Genomic DNA, 21,712 nt, shown 5'->3' with positions numbered 1-21,712 from the left:
TTATTACCTAACCATATGAAAGTTGCTTATTCTTTAAAACAGAAAATGAAAATCGCTACGTTTCTTTTTGCGATTATGGCCTGTACGATTTTAATCAGATTTTTGGAAGATAAGAGTGTTAAAAGCATGAATGAGTCTTTCGTCTCCATGTATAACGACCGATTGGTTCCTGCAACCGACTTGTTCTATATCGCAGAAAACATCTTTGCGAAAAAGCTTACGCTGGATAGTTTTTTATATTCAGGAAATCCGGAAAAAAAGGATGTTGAACTATTGAAGACTCAGTTTAAAAAGTTCAATGGTACTATTGATTCTTTGATGAAAAAATATGAAAAGACTTTCCTGGTGAAACAGGAAAAGGAACAATTGAAAGAATTGAAAATACGTTTGATTGGTTCTATTGCAGCAGAACAACATGTGATTTCTTTAACGGATAGTCATAGTATCTTAGATGGCCGCAAACTTTATGAGACAGTAGGGAGAGCAACTGCCAGAAGAACACTGCAACAGTTAACAGAATTAATGACCATCCAGACGCAGGTTGGACAGGAGTTGATTCAAAGCTCAGCATCCATGGTGTCCAGAAGTAAGCTGTATTCGACGCTGCAAATTGCATTGGCTGTGTTGATCGGGATTCTGGTGGTAGGTATTATCTCTGCATCTAATGTGGTCCAGGTAAAAAATGATAAGTTCAACCTCAACTAGGAAAGTCTTCTTTAAATAAAAGAACGTGTGCCTGAAAAGCTATCCCGAAACTCTTTTGGTGTGCAGTTTTTCTTCTTTTTGAAAATGCGGTTGAAGTTAGAAATGTTGTTGAACCCGCATTTATAAGCGATCTCAGAAATGGTTTGTGTACTGGAGATCAGTAGCTTTGTAGCATGGCCTAAACGGATCTCATTTAGACTATCAATAAAAGTGCTTCCTGTTCTCTTTTTGATAAACCTGCTGAAAGAAACATCTGGCATACTTGCCGCTTTGGCCACCTCTTCAAGGGAAACCCCATGCTGGTAATTCGCATTCATGTAATCGAAAGCTTTTTCTATCCTGCGACTGTTGTAATTAAATTGTTCATTATTGAAACTGGAATTGGATAGTGTGCGCATATTTCTGGAAATCGAAAGGTCATGCAGAATAGAAAATAGTTCGAGAACAGAATCAAAGCCTTTTTTCTGATTTAAAGAAAGGATTCTAGGAATCAAACGTTCAATGGTGTCCGGTGCAAATAGTATTCCTTTCTGGGCTCGATCAAACATATTGGAAATAAAACTTAATTGGTTTCTTTTGAGTAAACGGTCGTCAAACAGGTCTTTGTGGAATTGAATGGTAATTTCAAGTATTTCCTCAGATTTACATTGATGGGTAAACCAGGCATGGTATAGATTTGGACCAATAAATACCAACTCCGCGTCTGGGATCACCTCTATATGGTCCCCTACAATTCTTTTTGCACCCTTCGCATTCAAAATCAGATTCAATTCGTACTCTTCATGGTAATGCAAAGGAAAGTCAAACTCCTTTTTAGTCCTGGAAAATATGGTAAAGCAGTCGCTTTGCGTTAAAGGGGTGATTTCTCGAACTATGTTGTTGGCCATCATATAAATATAACAATTGTGTAGGGAATGAATTAGCTTTATGTTAAAATAGTACTATTGTAAATTAGTACTATTAGCCTATAGATGAGTCTTTTTGTTTTGTGAATACAATTAATTGTTAAAATAGTATTAAAGCTGTATGCGAAAATAGTATAGTTTTGATTTTATGAAGTTTCAACTCATTGATGTTCTCATTATCATCACTTATCTGATTAGTACAATCATTATCGGCTTTTGGTACCGTAAGAAGGCAAAAGAGAATAACCAGAGTTATATCATGGGAGGTAAATCCTTGCCCTGGTATAAACTGGGATTGAGTGATGCCTCTGATATGTTCGATATCAGTGGAACCATGTGGATGGTGAGCCTTTGTTTTGTATATGGAATGAAAAGCATTTGGATACCATGGTTATGGCCGGTATTCAATCAGGTTTTTCTAATGATGTATTTGTCCAAATGGTTGAGACGCTCTAATGCAACTACCGGTGCAGAATGGTTGTCTACCAGGTTTGGGTTACAAGGACGCGGCGTTGGTGCCTCTCATAAAGTAGTGGTCGCTTTTGCGCTACTGAGTTGTCTGGGGTTCCTTGCTTACGGCTTTATTGGCCTGGGTAAATTTGTAGAGATTTTTATCCCCTGGGAATTTGTGAAAGCATATGTCCCTTTTGAAGTTAGTCCCCATTATGTCCCGCATTTTTACGGCATTATATTCACGCTTTTTGCCATGTTTTATTCTATACTAGGAGGGATGCATGGGATCGTATTTGGTGATATGATCAAGTATGCAATCATGACTGTGGTTTGTATTTCTATTGCTGTCATTGCAATGATCAACCTGAACGGTCAGCATCTGAATGTGCCAAAAGGCTGGGATAGTCCTTTCTTCGGAACGCATTTAGAGCTAGACTGGACGGGCATCATTGATGATGTCAATAAAAAAATAGAAAGTGATGGCTATTCGCTGTTTAGCATTTTCTTTATGATGATGCTGTTTAAAGGGGTGTTCGCCTCTTTAGCTGGCCCACCGCCTAACTATGACATGCAAAAGATCCTGTCCACCAGATCGCCTAAAGAGGCAAGTAAAATGAGTGGATTTGTGTCGATTGTATTGCTGCCTATCCGCTATTCGCTCATTGTGGGATTAACGGTGTTGGGGATTCTTTACTATGATCAAATGAATTTAAAAGGTCTGGATGGGGCGATTGATTATGAAAGAATTTTGCCGGCAAGTATCAATAGTTTTGTGCCGGTTGGTTTATTCGGATTGGTGTTAACAGGCTTGTTGGGTGCTTTTATGGGAACTTTTAGTGGGACATTGAACGCGGCACAAGCGTATATCGTGAACGATGTGTACCTCAAATATATCAACCCAACCGCATCAAATAAAAAAATCATTTCCATGAATTACCTATCGGGTGTATTGGTGGTTTTACTTGGAATCATTCTGGGTTTCTTTGCCAGGGATGTGAATAGTGTATTGCAATGGATTGTATCCGCTTTATATGGTGGATATATTGCTGCAAATGTATTGAAATGGCATTGGTGGAGGTTCAATTCTAATGGTTTTTTCTGGGGGATGTTTACTGGTATTGTCGCCGCTTTGGTATTTACCCGATTCTTCTCAGGGGTAGAATTCCTGTACTATTTCCCATTGTTGTTCCTGCTTTCTTTAGCAGGTTCTGTGATCGGAACGTATATGGCTCCGCCAACAGATGAAAAAACTTTGAAAAGCTTTTATCGCACCGTAAGACCATGGGGATTCTGGGGGCCTGTACACCAAATGGTCTTAAAAGACGATCCCTCCTTTGAAGCAAATAAGAATTTTGGCAGAGATATGTTCAATGTGGTACTGGGCATTATTGCACAGTTATGCCTTACGTTGTTGCCGATGTACTTGATTTTAATGATGAAAATGCCTTTAATAATCACAATTGCTGTACTGGCAGTTATTGTGTTCATCCTCAAAAGAACCTGGTGGAATAAACTCGAAGATTAATAGAATTATATGATGGATTACGACAAAAGACTGGAGGAGCTCTCCCTAGCCCATCAGTCTTTACTTACGCGCAGAAACAAATCTGAAAACTTAGGAAATGGTATTTTTAGCAGGTATGAAAATCCTGTTTTAACAGCTGCACATACCCCGCTTTATTGGCGTTATAACCTGAATAGAGAAAGTAATCCTTTTCTGATGGAAAGGATTGGCATCAACTCTGTATTCAATGCCGGAGCAATAAAATGGAACAATAAATATCTGCTAATGGCCAGAGTAGAGGCGAGCGACAGGAAATCTTTCTTCGCTATTGCGGAAAGTGACAATGGTATTGATCAGTTTAAGTTCTGGGAGTATCCCGTTGTAATTCCTGAAACCGAGCTACCTGATACCAATGTGTACGATGTAAGGCTAACTGCACATGAAGATGGTTGGGTGTATGGCTTGTTTTGTACCGAAAGAAGAGATCCTTCAGCCCCGGTAGGGGACCAGTCGGCCGCATTGGCGCAGTGTGGGATTATCCGCAGTAAGGATTTACTCACCTGGGAACGCCTTGCAGATTTGAAAACCAGCTCCCAACAGCAACGAAATGTAGTCTTGCATCCCGAATTTGTGGAAGGTAAATATGCGTTTTATACACGCCCGCAGGATTCTTTTATCGAAGCAGGTAATGGTGGCGGAATTGCTTTTGGCCTTTCTGAATCTATAGAAAATGCAGTCATTCCAAACGAATTGGTGATTGATAGAAAGGAATACCATACGGTTTATGAATCAAAAAATGGTCAGGGCCCGACACCTCTAAAAACTAAACATGGTTGGTTACACCTCGCTCATGGCGTGAGAAATACGGCCGCAGGTTTAAGATATGTACTTTATGTGTTCATGACAGATCTTAATGATTTGAGTCTGGTGACCCATAAACCAGCGGGGTATTTTATTGCACCGGAAGGAGAAGAACGGATTGGAGATGTGTCTAATGTAGTTTTTAGCAATGGCTGGATTGCAGATGAAGATGGTCGGGTATTTATCTACTACGCGGCTTCAGATTCCAGAATTCACGTGGCTACCAGTACCATCGACCAATTGTTGGATTATGTCTTGAATACCCCTGAAGATGATTATAGATCAGCAGCAACTGTGCAGCGCATCCATCATATGATTGATCAGAATAAGGAAAATGAGGGATTGCAATAGCTATTGTTCCGGGAGATTTCAGGTAGTATGCTGGATTTAGCGCCTTTAGTTAAATAGAGAGCTGCTTTAATAAGGTCATTTGGTCAATCATTCCAGAATGTCTCCAGACGATCTCCCCATTTTTAAAGACCATGAATGTAGGGACTGACCTTACATTATATTTGGCTGCCGCCGCCTGGTTTTTGTCAATGTCTATTTTAATTACGCGGGCATTGCCTTGGGTAATTCTTGCGACTTCCTGTACTATGGGATTCATGGCTTTACATGGACCACACCAATCTGCATGGAAATCTACCAGTATTGGTGTACCTGATTGGATCAATTCTTGAAATGCACTCATGGCTGTTTAATTAAGTATGGGGTACCAGTAAGGATGATATTCCGGAGAAAAACACCCCATTTGATGCGATGGTTTTCTCCGGCTGTTGATTTTAATGGGGTAATTTTAAAATGATATTTTAAAATTTATTGAGCATCATAGATGATTACTTTCTCAAAAAGACCACGGAATTCATCCAAAAAGGCTTTGTGTAAATCATGTACCTGGTATACATCATGGCCTTCAAGATCCGAAAAGAACAAGACTAAGGAAAAAGTATAAGTGGTGTCTACTACGGCACGCTCAATTGGAGCAGGAGTACCGATATGGAAAGCTTCCACCGATTCAATTGCCTCTAATGATTCCAGACCGTTTCTAAAGGCTGCTTTTTGATCTTCGGTAGTGTCGGCTTTTAGCCAGAATAAAACGTGATGAGCTAACATATATTAAGGTTTTTTGGTAAATATAGGGATTTGTATGCTGTTGGAGAATTGGATTTGAATATTCCAGCTGCTAATAAGAAATGGTAGATTATAAAAAGAAACCGGAGAAAAGTATGGGCCTTCCTCCGGTAACATAATCTAGCGTGCATTTATACAAACGGGAATAGATAACTAAACGCTACAGCGACATTAAAATATTTTTAGCGTTTTATCAAGAAGCAAAATTTTGATCATTGTATTTTGGAAATTGTTAATTTCACAACATTGATGTTACATTGATTTAATTTTGATATTTTAGTTTCGGGGATTTTTAAATGCGAACAAAACAGACCATTTCCGATCAAGATCTTCAGGCTAAATTAATAGCAGGGGAGGAAACTGCTTTTTCCGAACTCTATGATCGTTATAGTGATGCTATCTCTGCTCATATCAGGAAATTTGTGAATTCTTCAGACCTGGCAGAGGACCTGACTCAGGAGGTTTTTATAAAGGTCTGGCAGTGTAAATCAAGACTCGATGAAGTCAGGTCAATTAAAGCTTATCTGTTTATCATGGCACGAAATCATACGATAAATAGCCTTAAAAAAGCAATGCGATCAGATGTGGCGATGGCTGAAGTGATCAATAGTTTCGTAGAACAAAGAAATGATACCGAAGAAGAGTTGTTGAGTAAGGAGTATTTGGAGTACCTGGAGAAGGCCTTGTCTGATTTACCTTACCGGACAAGAGAAGTCTTTAGACTTTGTCGGCAGGAAGGGAAAAGCTATGATGAGGTTGCTTTTGCTTTGGGGATTTCCAGAAACGCAGTAAAAAACCACATGGTTGGTTCGATGAAAATATTAAGTGCTTCCGTGAAAAAGGACCTGGGGATATCGCTAAGCGTACTTTTAACAGTATTTCTAAAATAATCAAAAAATAAATAGTTTTCAGCTACCCTGGTACCCCTTAAATATTGTCTTAATATTTGAACGGACATCCTATGGAAGAAAACGACTTTTATGAAACCCTTGTACAGCGGTATTTAAAAAAACAGCTGACGGATCAGGAGCTTGAACTTTTTGCCGAATTGGTAAGAACTGGTAAACTGGACGATCAATTGGCCAAGGCCTGGAATGCGGATTCAGAACTTACTGAAGCAGATGAGTTAGGTTTTAATCGTACGCAAAAGGCAAGATTCTTATGGCCTAAAGCTGTTGCTGCAGCTGCAGCAATTTTAATGATCCTTTCCATTGGGGGATATTTCTATTTTCAAAAATATTCGTCCGCAACTTCCACTGAGCTGGCTGTAAATCGTAATGATGTTGATCCTGGGGGCAACAAGGCGACGCTGACATTGGCTGATGGATCAAAAATTTCGCTGACTGATGCCGGTAATGGAGAGCTGGCTAAACAAAGTGGGGTGAGCATCTCTAAAAGTAAAAATGGAGAATTGGTCTATTCGATTGTGGCATCTGAGACTAAACAACATGTTTTTAATACGATTAGTACACCGAGAGGTGGTGTCTATCAGGTGAATCTTCCTGATGGCACAAAGGTATGGCTCAACGCAGCATCTTCCATAAAATTCCCAACCACATTTGCTCATTTAAGCGAGCGGAAAGTAGAGCTGGAAGGAGAAGCCTATTTTGAAGTAGCAAAAAACAAGAAACTTCCATTTATCGTATCCACTGAGGGGCAGCAAGTCAAAGTGTTGGGTACGCATTTTAATATCAATTCTTACGATGATGAAGATGAAGTGAAAACAACGCTGCTTGAAGGTAGTGTGGAAGTTTTTGCAGGCAATACAATGTTGCTTAAACCTGGGCAGCAAGCCAATGTGAATAGGATAGGATCAGGAAATGTAAAAGTAAGTGCCGCAAATATAGCACAGGTGATGGCCTGGAAAAATGGGTTCTTCCATTTTGAAAAAGACAACCTTCATGCAGTGATGCGACAGTTGTCGCGTTGGTATGATGTTGAAGTAGTTTATGAGGTAGACCGTCATGATGATGAATTTATGGGCGATATACCTAGAGGGATCAAGCTATCTGAAGTACTTAAAATGCTGTCTTTTGAAGGCACACAATTTAAAATTGATGGCAATAAACTCATCGTTAAAAAGTAAAACCATTTTAATCCTATAACCGAATTGTTAAACCAATCCCATTCGCTTATGAATAGATAAATACCTAAAAAACAACGCTGTTATGAAGGAATAACCAGGACCCTGCTCGCAACAGGGCCCTGGTTGCCCCAATCCGATCATATCAGATAGGAACATCGTTCCGGTTGACCTCAAAAAAAACTTATTGGATAATTAATGAATAAACCAAAACATTCAAAAATATGAAATTAAACTCATGTAGTAAAGCTCCTTTTATGAGGCGGCTATGCTCAACGCAGACCTTATTGGCCATGAAACTCACCGTAATTTTAATCTTCTTTTGCTGCCTTCAGGTATCGGCAGACGGGTTCTCTCAGAAAATTACACTCTCCAAAAGAAACAGTACATTCAATGCGCTTTTTGAAAGCATCAAAAAACAAAGTGGGTATACTTTCTTTTACAACAACAAAATGATCAAGAAAGAAGGCTTGATTAGTATTGAATTGGCTGAAGTTAGCCTCGAAGATGCACTAAATCAGATTTTCAGGAACCGACCGTATTCTTATATGATCCTCAATAAAACAGTGGTGATTAAAAAGAAAGCATTGGAAAGTATCGCCATTACTCCGGTGGCAACTGTAGCAATGGTACAGATTAAAGGAAAGGTAATAGATACGGAAGGAAATCCATTACCTGGCGCTTCAATTATCGTGAAAGGTACAAAAGAAGGTGCTTCTTCCAGTCCATCCGGTGATTTTGTAATCAATGCAAAAGTGGGAGATGTGCTGGTCATCAAATATCTGGGCTATGCCAGCAGAGAGGTTACGGTAAGCGCTGCTAATTCGGTGTTGACCATCGTATTGGAAGCGCAAAAGCAAGACCTTTCTGAGGTGGTCGTGACTGCTTTAGGGATCAAGCGTTCTGAGAAATCATTGGGTTATGCCGTTCAAAAGATTGCCGGCGATAAAGTACAGACCGTGAAAGGTGTTGATCTGGGTACTTCCTTAACAGGACAGGTGGCTGGATTGGTCGTAAAAAACTCTACTGAATTTAATGCTAAGCCAACGCTGCAACTTAGAGGAGAAGGTGTTTTATTGGTAATCGATGGGGTGCCTTATGGTAATATGACCCTTCGTGATGTCCCGGCAGATGATATTGAAAGCATGGATTTGTTAAAAGGATCTACCGCTTCTTCCTTATATGGTTCACGTGCTGAGGGTGGGGTTTTATTGATTACCACTAAGAAAGGTGCTGCCGGTAAAGGTTTTGCAGTTGACATCAACAGTAATACGATGTTTCAGTTGGGGTACCTGGCAGTTCCGGAAGTGCAAAGTTCTTATGGACGCGGACAAAATGGTAAGATTGACAATGATTACGTTTGGGGTCCAAAGTTGGATGCAGGGAATACCGCTAGAGATTGGAATCCGGCGACGAAACAGTTCGAGGATAACCGTCCATTGGTTTCTGTAGGAAAAGACAATCTGAAGAACTTTATGAATACCGGTGTCATCACCAACAATAACATTTCCATTGCACAGACCGGTGAAAATGGAAGCTTCAGAATTGGTTTAAACCATATTTATAATAAAGGACAGTTTCCAAATCAGAAGCTAAACATGATGAACTTAACCTCCGGAGGGGAGATTAGGATCAATGATAAATTTAAAATTGAAAGTCATTTTGGATTAAGCAGACGCAATGCACCTCAAATATGGGGTGGTGGCTACGACAATCAGGGCTACCTATATCAATTGGTGATGTGGACAGGTACTGAGTACGACGTCCGAGATTATAAAGACTATTGGGTAATCCCTAATAAAACGCAAAACTGGATGTATACCAATTGGTATGATAACCCTTACTTGATTGCAAATGAGAAACTAAAAGGAAGGACTGAAAACACGGTTAATGCTAATGTAACTGCAAACTATAAGTTTAACGAAGACTTTAACCTGATGTTGCGTTTGGGCTATGACAATTACAATCACTCAGAAACGATGCGTAATCCTACCGCAAATATCTTCTCCACCAGAGGGGGATGGAACGCAAGAGGGATGTACAGTATCGACAATACAACTGGGTATAGCACCAATGATGACCTGATTTTAACCTATAAAAAGAAATTGAACAAATGGTCATTTGATGCACTGGCAGGGGGAACCATTTATTATTACGCAGATCAGGGGCTGAAGTCGACTACTAAAAATGGGTTGATTTCTCCGACCTTCTTTTCATTGGCAGGTTCTATCGAAGCACCAACAGTTACTCCATACCATAAAGCCAGACAAATCAATAGTCTTTATGGCCGGGCTTCCATTGGTTGGAATGATGCTGTATTCTTAGATGTAACCGGTAGAAATGACTGGAATTCAACGCAACCTAAATCTTCCAGAGATTATTTTTACCCTTCTATCGGTTCCAGTGTTGTCATCTCAGAATTGGTGAAATTACCGGAAGTGGTGGATCTGTTTAAAGTTCGTGGTTCATGGACCATCTTTAAAAATGCTTTTGACCCTTATGCGATTAACAGTGTTTATAGTACAAGTACAGCTGCCTGGAATACGCTAAACTCTGGTAGTTATCCTAATTACTTGCTGGGTGATGGCCTATTGCCTAGCTCACAACGTACCTGGGAAATCGGTGCTGTAGGTTACTTGTTTAAAAAACGCCTGCATTTTGATGTTGCCTATTTTAACAAGTATTATTATAACCGTCAAACAGATTTGTCGGGAGGAAGTAATACAGCTTTCTTACCTAATTCAAGTGGTTTTAGCATGGCAATTGTCAATACGAAAGAAACTTTTGAACGTCGTGGTATTGAGATCACTCTAGATGGATCAGTCATTAAAAGCAGAGATTTCGAATGGTATGCAACCATGAACTGGGCGCAACAACACCGTTATTATGTTGATTTAGACCCGATCTATTCTCCAGATGATTTATGGACTAAAAAAGGACAAAGGCTGGATACTTATAAGGCGAGTTATTGGTTGAGAGACCCTCAGGGAAATATCATCTTTAATAACGGTTCTCCTGTAGAAAGTGATTACAGCAAAAAATATGGCTATGGAGAACCTGATTTTAGCTTCGGTTTTATCAATAGTTTCAGGTATAAAAACTGGAATCTTAATGTAAATATTGATGGGCGCATTGGTGGTCTGATGTATAATTACATGTACGATAAGATGTGGGATACAGGTACAAATCCTGATTCTGATAATCAATACCGCTATGATCAGGTGGTTAATGGTAAGAATAATTTTGTGGGTAAGGGAGTTAAGGTGATCTCAGGAAATGTAACCTATGATAAATATGGCCAGGTGACCAGTGATACGCGTCAGTATGCGCCTAATGATGTAGAGGTAGGTTACCAGGATTATGCACAGAATTTTAGAGGTGGAGATATGGGGATTCAAAATGAGTCTTTTGTGAAACTTCGTGAGTTGTCACTGGGCTATAGTTTTGCCCCGAAATGGATCAGCAAAATTGGGTTAAAAAGAGCCTCATTCTCTGTTACCGGACAAAACTTATGGATGTGGACCAATTTTAAATACTCAGATCCTGATGTGGATACGGAGAACCTGAATTCACCATCGCAACGTATGTTGGGTTTCAATTTTAAAGTAGGCTTCTAACTATTAAATAAAGGATATTCTTATGAAAACTATAGTTTTAAAATATATAGCAATTTTGCCAGTGTTGGTCCTGATGAACACTGGTTGTCAGAAGTTTGAAGAGATCAATTCAAACCCGGACAGAACAACTGAAGTGAGCTCTTCTATCCTGGCAACAGGCATGATTTTGAGCATTACCAAAAATGAAATCAGTAGTCAGAAAGCATTTATGCAACCTTTTCTATTGGGTAAATACATTACCTGGGGTGAAGGCCAGGAAAACACGCAGTACAATAAGCTGGGTAGAGCAGATTTTGGACGTCTAACGGTTCTGCGTAACATTCCTCCAATGGAAAAATATGCGACAACCGAAGGTCTGAAGAAATCTTATCAGGCATTGGGACATTTTATAAGGGCATGGCAATTTTTTCAGGCGAGTATGCAAGTCGGAGATATACCCTATACCGATGCCATTAAAGGAGAAAGTGAAAAGGTATTACAGCCAAAATATGATACACAAAAAATAGTGTTCTTAGGTATTTTAAATGAACTGGATCAAGCCAATCAATTGTTTTCAGAAGGAACGAATTTTGATGGTGATCCAATTTATGGTGGTAAGGTAGATAATTGGAGAAGGTTAACCAATAGCTTCGAACTTCATGTACTCATTAATCTGTATAAAAAAACAGCTGATGCAGATTTGAAAGTAGTGGAACGCTTTAAAGACATCGTTGCCAATCGCCCCTTAATGCGAGATGCTAAAGACAACTTTGCATTGGCTTATAACAATGTTGCCGGTCAGAATTACCCGTGGTCGGATGTTCCTGCTGGTTCAGGGAATTCATTCGTAAAGTCTAACTATACCATGCTTTCCAATACCTTACTGGGCCCAATGAAAACGTTAAACGATAAACGCTTGTTTTATTATGCAAAACCATCCCCAGTGAAAATTACAGCAGGACTTTTGGCATCTGATTATAATGCTTATCCAGGTGTAGAACCTTCCGATGCTTTCTCTAGTCTGCAGACCCGTAGAGTAGGAAAAGACTATGCAGATTTGAATAACCGTTATGTGCAATTGGTAAATGCAGAGGCAGTGAGTCTATTCAGTTACTGGGATCTCCAGTTTATATTGGCGGAAGCTAATGTAAGAGGATGGATCACCGGTGCCACTGCGCAGAGTTATTATGCTTCCGGAATCAGTAGCTCGATGAATTTTGTCGCCGCCAATACTCCTGATCTGAGCGATTATAACCACAATATGAAAATGGATGCCGCTTATATTGATGCTTTTCCTACCTCTGCAGGTGTAGCATTAGCAGGAACAAGCGCGCAGCAGATTGAACAAATCATTACACAAAAATATCTGGCTAATTTCTTACAAGGTGGTAAGTACAGTGCCTGGATGGAAAACAGAAGAACGGGTTATCCGGTATTTACCTTAAACAGCAGCACTAACCTAAATACGCCGACTACTAAATTCCCATTACGCTGGCTTTATCCGGGTAATGAGTTGGATTATAACGCAGCAAATGTGTCGACTGCAATTCAGAGTCAATATGGTGGAAGTGACGATGTCAATCAAATCATGTGGATCTTAAAGTAAGATTTTATGTTATATTAGTAATACGGTAAATTCATGTAATTAGCTATAATAGAAACGCCTATGACGCCAAATAAGGGTCTAAAGAAAACACTAACTCCTTTTATGTTATGGGGACTTGGCGTAGGATATGTAATATCAGGCATGTATTTTGGTTGGAATCTCGGCCTTGAAAAAGGAGGGACAGGAGGAATGGCCATTGCCACACTCGCCATCATGTTGATGTATGTTACTTTTACATTTAGTTATGCAGAATTGGCTTGCGCAATTCCTAAAGCAGGAGGAGTGTTCGATTATGCAAAAAGAGCAATGGGGGAAAATATCGGTTTTATAGCCGGTATTGCCCAAATTGTTGAATTTATATTGGCACCGCCGGCAATTGCATTTGCCATCGGTGCCTATTTTAATGCTTTCTATCCTCAGGTACCTATTCTTACCAGTGCCATCTCCATCTATTTTATCTTTACAGCGCTCAATGTTTATGGCGTAAAGGCGGCCGCATCTTTTGAGGTGATCATCACTGTTTTTGCGGTTGGAGAATTACTGTTGTTTTCCGGAATAGCGCTGCCAAAGTTTGAAATGGTCAATCTAACGCACAATGCCTTGCCAAACGGCTGGAGTGGCGTATTTGCAGCCATCCCTTTTGCCATCTGGTTTTTTCTGGGGATTGAGGGAATCGCGAATGTTGCCGAGGAAACAAAGAATCCACAAAGGGATATCAGCCGAGGCTTTGGATGGGCTATACTGACATTGGCAATTTTGTGTGTCCTGGTTTTTGTTACGGCAACAGGAATTGCAGGATGGGAAGCGATCGTTTATAAAAATGGATTGAGTGGAGAGACTTCCGATTCGCCACTTCCTCTGGCATTGGCGAAGATCACTGGGAACAACCATTTGATGTATCATTTGCTAATTACGGTTGGCTTGTTTGGCTTGGTAGCTTCCTTTCATGGACTGATTCTGGCTGCGGGACGATCCACTTATGAGATGGGCCGGGTACATCATATCCCTTCTTTTTTAGGGAAAATTTCCCCTCGGTTTCATACACCTGCCAATGCGCTGATTGGAAATATGGTGATCGGTATTCTAGCCCTACTCTCCGGGAAAACCTCAGAAATCATTATCGTTTCTGTTTTTGGAGCACTCACGCTTTATATCATTTCCATGATCTCCATCATGATTTTAAGGAAAAGAGAACCGGATCTACACCGCCCTTTCCGATTGCGCTTTTACCCTTTGTTTCCAATAATTGCATTAATTATAGCCACAGTATCCATCATCGCGATGTTTATTTTTAACCCTAAACTTGGATTGATCTATTTCTCCATTTTAGCGGTTGCCTTTTTCTTATACAGAACCTTTAAATCTGCAGATAAATGACAACAGAAGAAATTTTAGCTTATGTAAAACAACATCCCTCTGGTAAAGTAAAAGTGGCCGTTGCAGATATTGATGGCGTATTAAGGGGGAAGTATATTTCAACAGAGAAATTCAGCTCTATCCTTAAAGGAAGGCTTGGCTTTTGTGATGTCACCTTTGGATGGGATATGGGGGATGTGGCCTACGACAATGTAAAATATACAGGATGGCATACTGGTTATCCTGATGCACAGGTAAAATTAGACCTGCAGACTTTTCGTAAGATTCCATGGGAAAATGATGTGCCGTTTTTTTTGGGTGATTTTGTAGATGAAAACCATAAAGCCTTGTATACTTGTCCACGGCAATTGCTCCATAAAGTATGTGCTGAAGCAGAGGACTTAGGTTTCAAACCTTATTTTTCTCAGGAATTTGAATGGTTCAATTTTGCAGAGACACCCGAATCTGCCCATCAAAAGAATTTTCAACAGCTTCAGCCTTTAACACCAGGAATGTTTGGTTATTCCATCCTGCGCAGCAGCTTGAAAAATAGCTATATGACAGATCTGTTTGAACTCCTTAGCAAATTCGGAATTCCCATTGAAGGACTCCATACTGAAACTGGCCCCGGGGTTTATGAAGCAGCCATTAAATATGCAGGGATATTGGAGGCTGCTGATCAAGCAGTTTTATTTAAAACAGCAGTAAAAGAAATTGCTTATCAGCATGGTATTATGGCCACCTTTATGGCTAAAATCAGCGAAAACCTGCCTGGTTGTAGTGGGCATGTACACCAAAGTTTATGGGATAAAGAAGGCAAACATAACCTGTTTTATGAGGAGAATGATGCGTCGAAAATGTCTGAACTGATGAAGTCATATATTGCCGGACAACTCCATTGTTTGCCTTATATATTGCCAATGATTGCCCCTACAATCAACAGTTATAAAAGATTGGTGGAAGGTGCCTGGGCACCAACCACGTTAACCTGGGGAATTGACAATAGAACAGTCGCCTTACGGGCATTACCAGGTCATTCCAAGACTACCCGACTAGAAACCAGAGTAGTTGGTTCAGATACTAATCCTTATTTGGCTTTGTCGGCTTGTTTGGCTGCAGGTCTGTATGGGATTAAAAATAACCTGGTATTGGATAAGGCCGCTACACAAGGAAATGGCTATAAGGATATTTCTAATGGGGTTCTTCCAGGAAGTTTACAAGAAGCTACGAGAAAAATGAAGGAATCGCCTTTGGCCGCCACTTTATTCGGTGCCGACTTTGTGGAGCATTTTACCCTGACCAGAGAATGGGAATGCAAGCAATACGCGAAGGCCGTGACCGACTGGGAAATGAAAAGATATTTTGAAATTATTTAAACTCGCTTAACCATGATATTTGATAAAATACATCAATTTAATTTTCCGACGACCATTCGTTTTGGAACAGGTGCGATCAAAGAATTGCCAGCTTATTTGAAGGCCAATGGATTAAACCACCCATTGCTGGTGACCGATCCTGTAATTGCCGGCTTAGCGTTTTTTAAAGCAATAGTTGCAGACCTGGAAGCTCATCATTGTTCAGTGGTAGTATTCAGTGATATTCATAAAAATCCAGTTAAAAGTGATGTTTATAAAGGAACAGAGGCCTGGGATGAGAGTTCCAGGGATTGTGTGATAGGAATTGGAGGTGGAGCAGCATTAGATGTCGCCCGGGCTATTGTTTTACGGGTTAACCATCGGGAAGATTTATTCAAGTACGATGATTTGATTGGTGGTGATGTGTTTGTGACCAATGATGTGCCGCATTTTATTACTGTTCCCACTACTTCCGGGACAGGGAGTGAAGTAGGCCGCAGTGCGATTATTTCTGATGATGAGACGCATCAAAAGAAAATTTTATTTTCACCTAAGCTGATGGCTAAAATTGTGTTCGCAGACCCTGTTTTAACGATGGATTTACCAGCACACATTACCGCTGCTACTGGAATGGACGCATTAACCCATAATATGGAAGCTTTCCTCGCCAAAAATTATCATCCTTTATGTGATGGGATTGCTTTAGAAGGTATCGGCTTAGTTAGAGATGCATTGGTAACAGCCACGCTTCGGCCGGATTTGGAGAGTCGCAGTAAAATGCTCCTGGCTTCAATGATGGGCGCAATTGCCTTTCAAAAAGGTTTAGGCGTTGTTCATTCTCTTGCGCATCCGCTTTCTTCTTTATTAGATACGCATCATGGATTAGCTAATGCGGTGAATATCCCTTATGGGATGGAGTTTAATATAGCGGGGTTTGAAAATAGATTCAAACGTATGGCAAAAGCATTGGAATTGAAAAAGGAAAATGGTGAGGCTGTGGTAAATTATCTTTTCGAGCTCAATTCTACTTTAGGTATTCCTCATCATTTGAGAGATATTGGAGTCTCAATGGAGCAAATAGATACGCTGGCAGATCTTGCTTTTGCAGATTTCGCTCATCCGAATAACCCTAAGCCTGTGAGTAGAGCCGATTTTAAAGCTTTGTATTTAAAGGCACTGTAATGATCACAAATTGCCTGTTGAATGATAATTAATGAATTTTATCAATGCGGAAAAAGATAGGAATTAGCTTTACGGAAGCAAGTTTTCAAAACTACTGGAATTGGTTTACCCCAGCTGATCTCGCTGAGGACCTGGAATTAATAGCGCTTTCTTTTGAAAAAGGAAATACGGAAGATATTGCAAAGTGTGATGGGTTTGTATTAACCGGAGGGATCGATGTGACCCCGGCTATTTCTGGTGGAGCGGAAGATTACCCTTATCGACCATTGGTATTCTCCCCAGAAAGAGATGAATTTGAAAGACAGATTTATGAGTTTGCGAAATCAGAGCGATTGCCATTGCTGGGGATTTGCAGAGGAATGCAATACATTAATATTCTGGAAGGTGGAGCTGTTTTTGATGACATTGGAGAACCTGAAAATGCAATTCACAAGAAAGGGGAACTTGATAAAGTTCATGAGGTAAATGTGGTGGAGGGATCTTTATTAGCTGGGATTACTATTGAAAAAAAAGGGCTGGTGAACAGCGCTCACCATCAGGCAGTAGATCCTAAATGTCTAGCTAAAAACTTAATGATCAATGCTTATGCGGTTTCTGGAAATGGAATTGTAGAAGGCTTAGAATACAAGGATAAACAGAACAATGGCTTTATGCTGGCTGTGCAATGGCATCCGGAAAGAATGAAGGAAAAGGAAATTCAGCCTTTCTCCCAAAAAATCAAAGAACATTTTATTCAGGAAATAAGAAATCATAAAAAATGAACATCATAAATCCAGCGACAGAAGAAATTATAAAGACAGTCCAGGAAGACAACCTTGTTTCTCTACATGAAAAATATGCCTTGCTTCGTCTGGCACAGCAGGAATGGGCAAAGAGGAGTTTAGTGGAACGAATGCAGGTGGTTCAGCGCTTTTCTGATTTGCTAGATGCTGAAATAGAAGGTTTGGCTGCGGTGCTAACTGCTGAGGTGGGAAAACCATTACCCCAGTCTCACAATGAAATTAAGGGGGCAAGAAATCGGATCTCCTGGATGTTGAATAACGCAGAACGTTATTTATCTGAGGAATGGGTTACGGATACCGAGGAGCTTCAGGAAAAGATATCTTATGAGCCTTTAGGGGTAATTTGTAATATTTCAGCATGGAATTATCCTTATCTCGTAGGGGTAAATGTATTTGTTCCAGCATTAATTGCTGGAAATGCAGTGATGTATAAACCTTCTGAATATGCAACTTTAACGGGACTGGAAATCGAAGAGTTATGGATAAAGGCCGGATTGCCCGATGGTGTTTTTAAGACCGCCATTGGAGCTAAAGAAACAGGAGAGGCTTTGCTTGATCTTGATTTTGATGCTTATTTTTTTACAGGATCTTACCGTACCGGGAAATCTATTTATGAAAAGGTAGCTAAAAAAATGGTGCCTTGTCAGCTCGAATTAGGTGGGAAGGATCCACTTTATGTTGCAGATGATGTAAAGAATGTGGCTGCGGTAGCCGTTGGAACGGCAGATGGCGCTTTTTATAACAATGGACAGAGTTGTTGTGCCGTAGAACGTATTTATGTTCATGAGGAGGTTTATGAAGCCTATAAAGCGGCATTTTTGAAAGAAGTACAGTCATGGAAAATAGGTTTGCCAACTGAAGAAGGTGTTTACCTTGCTGCCTTAACAAGAAAGGAACAGTTGAAGGTGTTAGAAGAGCAGGTGGAGGATGCTTTATTAAAAGGAGCAACACTGATGTGTGGCGGAAAAAGAAAGCCCGGAAAAGGGTATTATTTTGAGCCAACGGTCTTAATTAATGTAACTAATGAAATGAGACTGATGCAGGAAGAAAGTTTCGGTCCTATTATAGGCATCATGAAAGTAAAAAATGATGAGGAAGCCATTGCCCTAATGAAAGATACTCAATATGGCTTAACGGCTGCAGTATATGCTTTTGATGGGGTTCGCGCTCAGCGGATCCTTTCTGAGATTGATGCCGGCTCGGGGTATTGGAATTGTTGTGATCGGGTAAGTGCGGGTTTGCCATGGAGTGGCAGGAAACATTCCGGTTTTGGTGCTACGCTTTCTCATCAAGGATTACGGGCTTTTGTGAAGCCGAAAGCCTGGCATTTGAGGAAGTAAGGATAATGGGAAACTATGGATAAAACTTCAGCTGTCTTCCATATTGAAGGCAACTGAAGTTTTTTCTTTGCCGTTTATTTCTTAGTTTCTTTTCTGATAACTGGCGCAATCTGAGTGCCCAGTAATTCAATGGTTTTCAATACCTGTTTGTGCGAAATAGATCCGGTGACCAGCTGTGCCAGGAACCTGGTATTTTTGAAAAGCTCATACTGATGCATGATTTTATCAATCGCCTGTTGTGGACTTCCAACTACTAATGGACCATCGGTACGCAGATAATCGAATTGTTGTCTGCTCATCGGCGACCAGCCCCTGTCTTTTCCTACACGGTTCATCAATTGCTCATAAGATGGGTAAAACTCATCTGCAGCTTGTTGTGCATTCTCTGCTACGTAAAACTGTGAACTGATGGCCAATTGAAGTTTAGCGGGGTCGTGACCTGCTTCTGCTGCTGATTTACGGTAGAGATTTATAAAAGGAACGAATTGTTCTGGAGGACTACCCAAAATTGCAACTGCCATTGGAAGGTTTAGTCTTCCGGCACGCTGTGCAGAGGCAGGAGTGCCACCTACACCTATCCATACTGGTATGGAGGATTGTATCGGACGTGGATACACACCTCTTTTTATAATTGAAGCCCTGTGTTTTCCCTTCCAGGTTATGATTTCTTCCTCATTGAGTTGTAGCAATAAGCCGAGCTTTTCAGTGAAAAGTTCATCGTAATCAGTCAAATTATAACCGAATAGTGGGAATGATTCTGTGAAGGAGCCTCTTCCTGCAATAATTTCAGCTCTTCCATTAGAGATGAGATCTACAGTTGAGAAGTTCTGAAAAGTCCGAACGGGATCTGCGGAACTCAATACGGTGACAGAGCTTGATAACTTGATATTTTTAGTGATCGCCGCCGCAGCTGCCATCATGATCTCAGGTGAGGAAATGACAAAGTCCGCACGATGATGCTCTCCGAATGCAAAAACGTCAAGACCTACTTCGTCGGCAAGCTTCACCTCCTCTAATAATTCCTGAACCCTTTGATGCGCGTTAACTGCTTTTCCTGCTACGCGATCAGGCTGTAATTCTCCAAATGTACTGATCCCAATTTCCATGTGTCAATTTTAATGTTTTTTTTGCTTTTAATTTACAGTGATGTGTAATTTTATCATCCGTGGATGGTATGGAATCATGATTAAGATAGCGATATTTGCTGGAAAATAATGGGATTGACATTGATAATTGGTATCACCCATTTTAAAACATTTATTGTCAATTTAAAGCAACGTATAATGACGGAAATAGAATTTTTAGATTACTGTAAGGCTCAGGTTACTGGAACACTTAAAGATGAGGATGTTATATTAATGCTAACTGCCTGGGGGAAGATTAAATATTCTATCGGGTATAATCAGGCATTAAAGGATAATGATATTGAGCTTGATCAGCCTGCAGCTGATGTTGACCTGAATTAAGGGAATGAAAATGAGGATCGGCCTCCATTGATATTCGAATTTAGTTTTAGGAATGAAATTATATAAGTTTTCCCAGTAATTATGTAGTTTTCGGATATTCCATAAGGCTAATTTTGCGCTAAATGAAGGTGTCAATCAAAAATATGGTATGTTGCAGGTGCATCGCTGTGGTAAGGCAGGTGTTTGAAAAGATGGATGTTGCAACAGTTCGAGTACAGCTGGGAGAAGTTGAATTAGAGGAGGAGCTTTCTAGTGTGCAGACGAGCTATTTAAGAAACTGGTTGTCAGAGAAAGGTTTTGAATTATTAGATGACCGTAAAATGGTGCTGGTAGAAAGAGTCAAGACCCTCATTATTGAAATTATTCATGGGGCGGATAGCATAGATTTAACGCTTAAATTATCCTACCTGATTCAGCAAAAGCTAAGTATCGATTATAATTATATCAGCTCTCTTTTTTCTAATATTGAAGGCATTACCATTGAACAATACCTCATTCTGCAGCGTATAGAAAGAGCAAAGGAGTTTCTGGAATACGATGAACTTACGCTAAGTGAGATCGCTCATAAATTAGGCTATAGCAGTGTTCAATACCTTTCTACCCAATTCAAAAAGGCCACAGGCTTTAGCCCATCTCATTATAAAAAAATAAAAGAAAATTCGCGTAAGCCATTAGACCAGTTGTAAATACTATAAACATTTCCCTGAATAGTGTAACTGCAGTTTTATACTCGATTCTATTTTTGAGTATAAATTTTTTGTGATGAAAAAGACCAATAAGTTACTAATTAAAGGCATGGTTTGTAACCGCTGCATTACCGTATTAAGTGATGAACTACTCAAACTTGGATTAGATATTTCGAGTATAAATTTAGGAGAAGTCATCTTAAAAGAGAGTAATAAACCTGTTGATGAACAAACCTTAAAAGTGGTTTTACAAAAGAATGGGTTCGATCTCCTGTATGATAAGAATGAGCAATTGATTAGTCAGATTAAACTTGCAGTCGGACGTGGTATCAACGAACAATCTGAAACCGGAGAACCTGTTAAATTTTCAAAATGGATTTCTGAAGACTTACACAGAGATTATGATGCACTGAGCGCTATATTTTCCATTACCCAGGGTAATACCCTCGAGCAGTATATTATACACAAGAAAATTGAGGAAGTCAAAGCACTTTTGGTTTATACCGACCAGTCCTTAACGGCTATAGCCTATACTTTGGGCTATAGTAGTGTGGCCTATCTATCTCGACAATTAAAGAAATATACGGGTTTCGATTTTGCGTATTATAAAAGAATAAGGAAGGATAAACTCAGTATAATGGAGCAAAGTAAGCAGGAGTAACCTTATAATTATATACATTATTCCGCCAATTGTGTAATGA

General features: G+C 40.0%; 19 protein-coding genes. 15 read left to right on the top strand and 4 right to left on the bottom strand.

Going from position 1 to position 21,712, the window contains the following annotated elements:
- The first annotated feature begins 15 nt into the window (after positions 1-15).
- Positions 16-705 (top strand): MCP four helix bundle domain-containing protein, encoded by a 690-nt coding sequence (locus R2S10_RS15600; RefSeq protein ID WP_316841350.1) that lies wholly within the window; start codon positions 16-18, stop codon positions 703-705.
- Between the two features lie 11 nt (positions 706-716).
- Here R2S10_RS15600 and R2S10_RS15595 read toward each other — a convergent pair whose 3' ends face one another.
- A complete protein-coding gene (locus tag R2S10_RS15595; RefSeq protein WP_316841349.1) occupies positions 717-1,592 on the bottom strand; it encodes an AraC family transcriptional regulator in 876 nt (291 codons plus the stop codon).
- 166 nt (positions 1,593-1,758) lie between these two features.
- Here R2S10_RS15595 and R2S10_RS15590 point away from each other — a divergent pair, with 166 nt between their 5' ends.
- Complete coding sequence (locus R2S10_RS15590) at positions 1,759-3,588, top strand: sodium:solute symporter family protein (RefSeq protein ID WP_316841348.1); 1,830 nt, start codon at positions 1,759-1,761, stop codon at positions 3,586-3,588.
- A 9-nt stretch (positions 3,589-3,597) separates the two neighbouring features.
- The gene (locus R2S10_RS15585) at positions 3,598-4,779 is read left to right on the top strand and encodes a glycosidase (protein WP_316841347.1); all 1,182 of its coding nucleotides are present in this window, start codon (positions 3,598-3,600) and stop codon (positions 4,777-4,779) included.
- Positions 4,780-4,828: 49 nt separating this feature from the next.
- On the opposite strand, the gene trxA is transcribed toward R2S10_RS15585, so the two are convergent.
- Entirely contained in the window at positions 4,829-5,119 is a 291-nt protein-coding gene (gene trxA / locus R2S10_RS15580) for a thioredoxin (RefSeq protein WP_316841346.1), read from the bottom strand.
- Between the two features lie 125 nt (positions 5,120-5,244).
- Positions 5,245-5,541 carry a Dabb family protein gene (locus tag R2S10_RS15575; protein ID WP_316841345.1) on the bottom strand — a complete coding sequence of 99 codons (297 nt, stop codon included), beginning with the start codon at positions 5,539-5,541 and terminating at the stop codon, positions 5,245-5,247.
- Between the two features lie 314 nt (positions 5,542-5,855).
- On the opposite strand from R2S10_RS15575, the gene R2S10_RS15570 reads away from it, so the two are divergent.
- The 9 genes from R2S10_RS15570 to R2S10_RS15530 all read left to right on the top strand — a co-directional run bounded on the left by R2S10_RS15570 (position 5,856) and on the right by R2S10_RS15530 (position 18,859).
- On the top strand, positions 5,856-6,449 hold the full coding sequence (locus R2S10_RS15570) for an RNA polymerase sigma-70 factor (protein WP_316841344.1): 594 nt from the start codon (positions 5,856-5,858) through the stop codon (positions 6,447-6,449).
- Between the two features lie 71 nt (positions 6,450-6,520).
- Positions 6,521-7,645, top strand: coding sequence for a FecR family protein (locus R2S10_RS15565; RefSeq protein WP_316841343.1), 1,125 nt, complete (start codon positions 6,521-6,523; stop codon positions 7,643-7,645).
- Positions 7,646-7,866: 221 nt separating this feature from the next.
- A complete protein-coding gene (locus R2S10_RS15560) occupies positions 7,867-11,259 on the top strand; it encodes a SusC/RagA family TonB-linked outer membrane protein (protein ID WP_316841342.1) in 3,393 nt (1,130 codons plus the stop codon).
- A 22-nt stretch (positions 11,260-11,281) separates the two neighbouring features.
- The gene (locus R2S10_RS15555) at positions 11,282-12,844 is read left to right on the top strand and encodes a SusD/RagB family nutrient-binding outer membrane lipoprotein (RefSeq protein WP_316841341.1); all 1,563 of its coding nucleotides are present in this window, start codon (positions 11,282-11,284) and stop codon (positions 12,842-12,844) included.
- Between the two features lie 60 nt (positions 12,845-12,904).
- A complete protein-coding gene (gene eat / locus R2S10_RS15550) occupies positions 12,905-14,221 on the top strand; it encodes an ethanolamine permease (protein ID WP_316841340.1) in 1,317 nt (438 codons plus the stop codon).
- A complete protein-coding gene (locus tag R2S10_RS15545; protein ID WP_316841339.1) occupies positions 14,218-15,576 on the top strand; it encodes a glutamine synthetase family protein in 1,359 nt (452 codons plus the stop codon). The genes eat and R2S10_RS15545 overlap by 4 nt, the downstream gene beginning before the upstream one ends.
- A gap of 12 nt (positions 15,577-15,588) precedes the next feature.
- Entirely contained in the window at positions 15,589-16,737 is a 1,149-nt protein-coding gene (locus R2S10_RS15540; protein ID WP_316841338.1) for an iron-containing alcohol dehydrogenase, read from the top strand.
- A gap of 44 nt (positions 16,738-16,781) precedes the next feature.
- Positions 16,782-17,498: a gamma-glutamyl-gamma-aminobutyrate hydrolase family protein gene (locus R2S10_RS15535; protein WP_316841337.1), complete on the top strand. Its 717-nt coding sequence runs from the start codon at positions 16,782-16,784 to the stop codon at positions 17,496-17,498.
- Complete coding sequence (locus R2S10_RS15530; RefSeq protein ID WP_316841336.1) at positions 17,495-18,859, top strand: aldehyde dehydrogenase family protein; 1,365 nt, start codon at positions 17,495-17,497, stop codon at positions 18,857-18,859. Before R2S10_RS15535 ends, R2S10_RS15530 begins: the two co-directional genes overlap by 4 nt.
- Positions 18,860-18,933: 74 nt before the next feature.
- On the opposite strand, the gene R2S10_RS15525 is transcribed toward R2S10_RS15530, so the two are convergent.
- On the bottom strand, positions 18,934-19,965 hold the full coding sequence (locus R2S10_RS15525) for an Atu2307/SP_0267 family LLM class monooxygenase (protein ID WP_316841335.1): 1,032 nt from the start codon (positions 19,963-19,965) through the stop codon (positions 18,934-18,936).
- A 177-nt stretch (positions 19,966-20,142) separates the two neighbouring features.
- Between R2S10_RS15525 and R2S10_RS15520 the strand changes: the two genes are divergently transcribed.
- The 3 genes from R2S10_RS15520 (at position 20,143) to R2S10_RS15510 (ending at position 21,672) form a co-directional block, all read left to right on the top strand.
- The gene (locus R2S10_RS15520; protein ID WP_316841334.1) at positions 20,143-20,325 is read left to right on the top strand and encodes a hypothetical protein; all 183 of its coding nucleotides are present in this window, start codon (positions 20,143-20,145) and stop codon (positions 20,323-20,325) included.
- A gap of 122 nt (positions 20,326-20,447) precedes the next feature.
- Positions 20,448-21,011, top strand: coding sequence for an AraC family transcriptional regulator (locus R2S10_RS15515; RefSeq protein ID WP_316841333.1), 564 nt, complete (start codon positions 20,448-20,450; stop codon positions 21,009-21,011).
- A gap of 76 nt (positions 21,012-21,087) precedes the next feature.
- The gene (locus R2S10_RS15510) at positions 21,088-21,672 is read left to right on the top strand and encodes an AraC family transcriptional regulator (protein WP_316841332.1); all 585 of its coding nucleotides are present in this window, start codon (positions 21,088-21,090) and stop codon (positions 21,670-21,672) included.
- Positions 21,673-21,712: the final 40 nt, after the last annotated feature.

The sequence above is a fragment of the Pedobacter gandavensis genome (assembly GCF_032678745.1).
Lineage (GTDB): Bacteria > Bacteroidota > Bacteroidia > Sphingobacteriales > Sphingobacteriaceae > Pedobacter > Pedobacter gandavensis_C.
The sequence above is the reverse complement of the archived record's forward strand: the minus strand, read 5'-3'. Positions and strand labels throughout refer to the sequence as shown.

What these genes read in the sequence shown, in the direction of transcription:
- trxA (WP_316841346.1), bottom strand. Translation starts at nt 5,119, where the DNA reads ATGAGTGCATTTCAAGAATTGATCCAATCAGGTACACCAATACTGGTA.
- R2S10_RS15520 (WP_316841334.1), top strand. Translation starts at nt 20,143, where the DNA reads ATGACGGAAATAGAATTTTTAGATTACTGTAAGGCTCAGGTTACTGGA.
- R2S10_RS15565 (WP_316841343.1), top strand. Translation starts at nt 6,521, where the DNA reads ATGGAAGAAAACGACTTTTATGAAACCCTTGTACAGCGGTATTTAAAA.
- R2S10_RS15530 (WP_316841336.1), top strand. Translation starts at nt 17,495, where the DNA reads ATGAACATCATAAATCCAGCGACAGAAGAAATTATAAAGACAGTCCAG.
- eat (WP_316841340.1), top strand. Translation starts at nt 12,905, where the DNA reads ATGACGCCAAATAAGGGTCTAAAGAAAACACTAACTCCTTTTATGTTA.
- R2S10_RS15535 (WP_316841337.1), top strand. Translation starts at nt 16,782, where the DNA reads ATGCGGAAAAAGATAGGAATTAGCTTTACGGAAGCAAGTTTTCAAAAC.
- R2S10_RS15545 (WP_316841339.1), top strand. Translation starts at nt 14,218, where the DNA reads ATGACAACAGAAGAAATTTTAGCTTATGTAAAACAACATCCCTCTGGT.
- R2S10_RS15510 (WP_316841332.1), top strand. Translation starts at nt 21,088, where the DNA reads ATGAAAAAGACCAATAAGTTACTAATTAAAGGCATGGTTTGTAACCGC.
- R2S10_RS15555 (WP_316841341.1), top strand. Translation starts at nt 11,282, where the DNA reads ATGAAAACTATAGTTTTAAAATATATAGCAATTTTGCCAGTGTTGGTC.
- R2S10_RS15560 (WP_316841342.1), top strand. Translation starts at nt 7,867, where the DNA reads ATGAAATTAAACTCATGTAGTAAAGCTCCTTTTATGAGGCGGCTATGC.
- R2S10_RS15585 (WP_316841347.1), top strand. Translation starts at nt 3,598, where the DNA reads ATGATGGATTACGACAAAAGACTGGAGGAGCTCTCCCTAGCCCATCAG.
- R2S10_RS15515 (WP_316841333.1), top strand. Translation starts at nt 20,448, where the DNA reads ATGAAGGTGTCAATCAAAAATATGGTATGTTGCAGGTGCATCGCTGTG.
- R2S10_RS15525 (WP_316841335.1), bottom strand. Translation starts at nt 19,965, where the DNA reads ATGGAAATTGGGATCAGTACATTTGGAGAATTACAGCCTGATCGCGTA.
- R2S10_RS15600 (WP_316841350.1), top strand. Translation starts at nt 16, where the DNA reads ATGAAAGTTGCTTATTCTTTAAAACAGAAAATGAAAATCGCTACGTTT.
- R2S10_RS15595 (WP_316841349.1), bottom strand. Translation starts at nt 1,592, where the DNA reads ATGGCCAACAACATAGTTCGAGAAATCACCCCTTTAACGCAAAGCGAC.
- R2S10_RS15590 (WP_316841348.1), top strand. Translation starts at nt 1,759, where the DNA reads ATGAAGTTTCAACTCATTGATGTTCTCATTATCATCACTTATCTGATT.
- R2S10_RS15540 (WP_316841338.1), top strand. Translation starts at nt 15,589, where the DNA reads ATGATATTTGATAAAATACATCAATTTAATTTTCCGACGACCATTCGT.
- R2S10_RS15575 (WP_316841345.1), bottom strand. Translation starts at nt 5,541, where the DNA reads ATGTTAGCTCATCACGTTTTATTCTGGCTAAAAGCCGACACTACCGAA.
- R2S10_RS15570 (WP_316841344.1), top strand. Translation starts at nt 5,856, where the DNA reads ATGCGAACAAAACAGACCATTTCCGATCAAGATCTTCAGGCTAAATTA.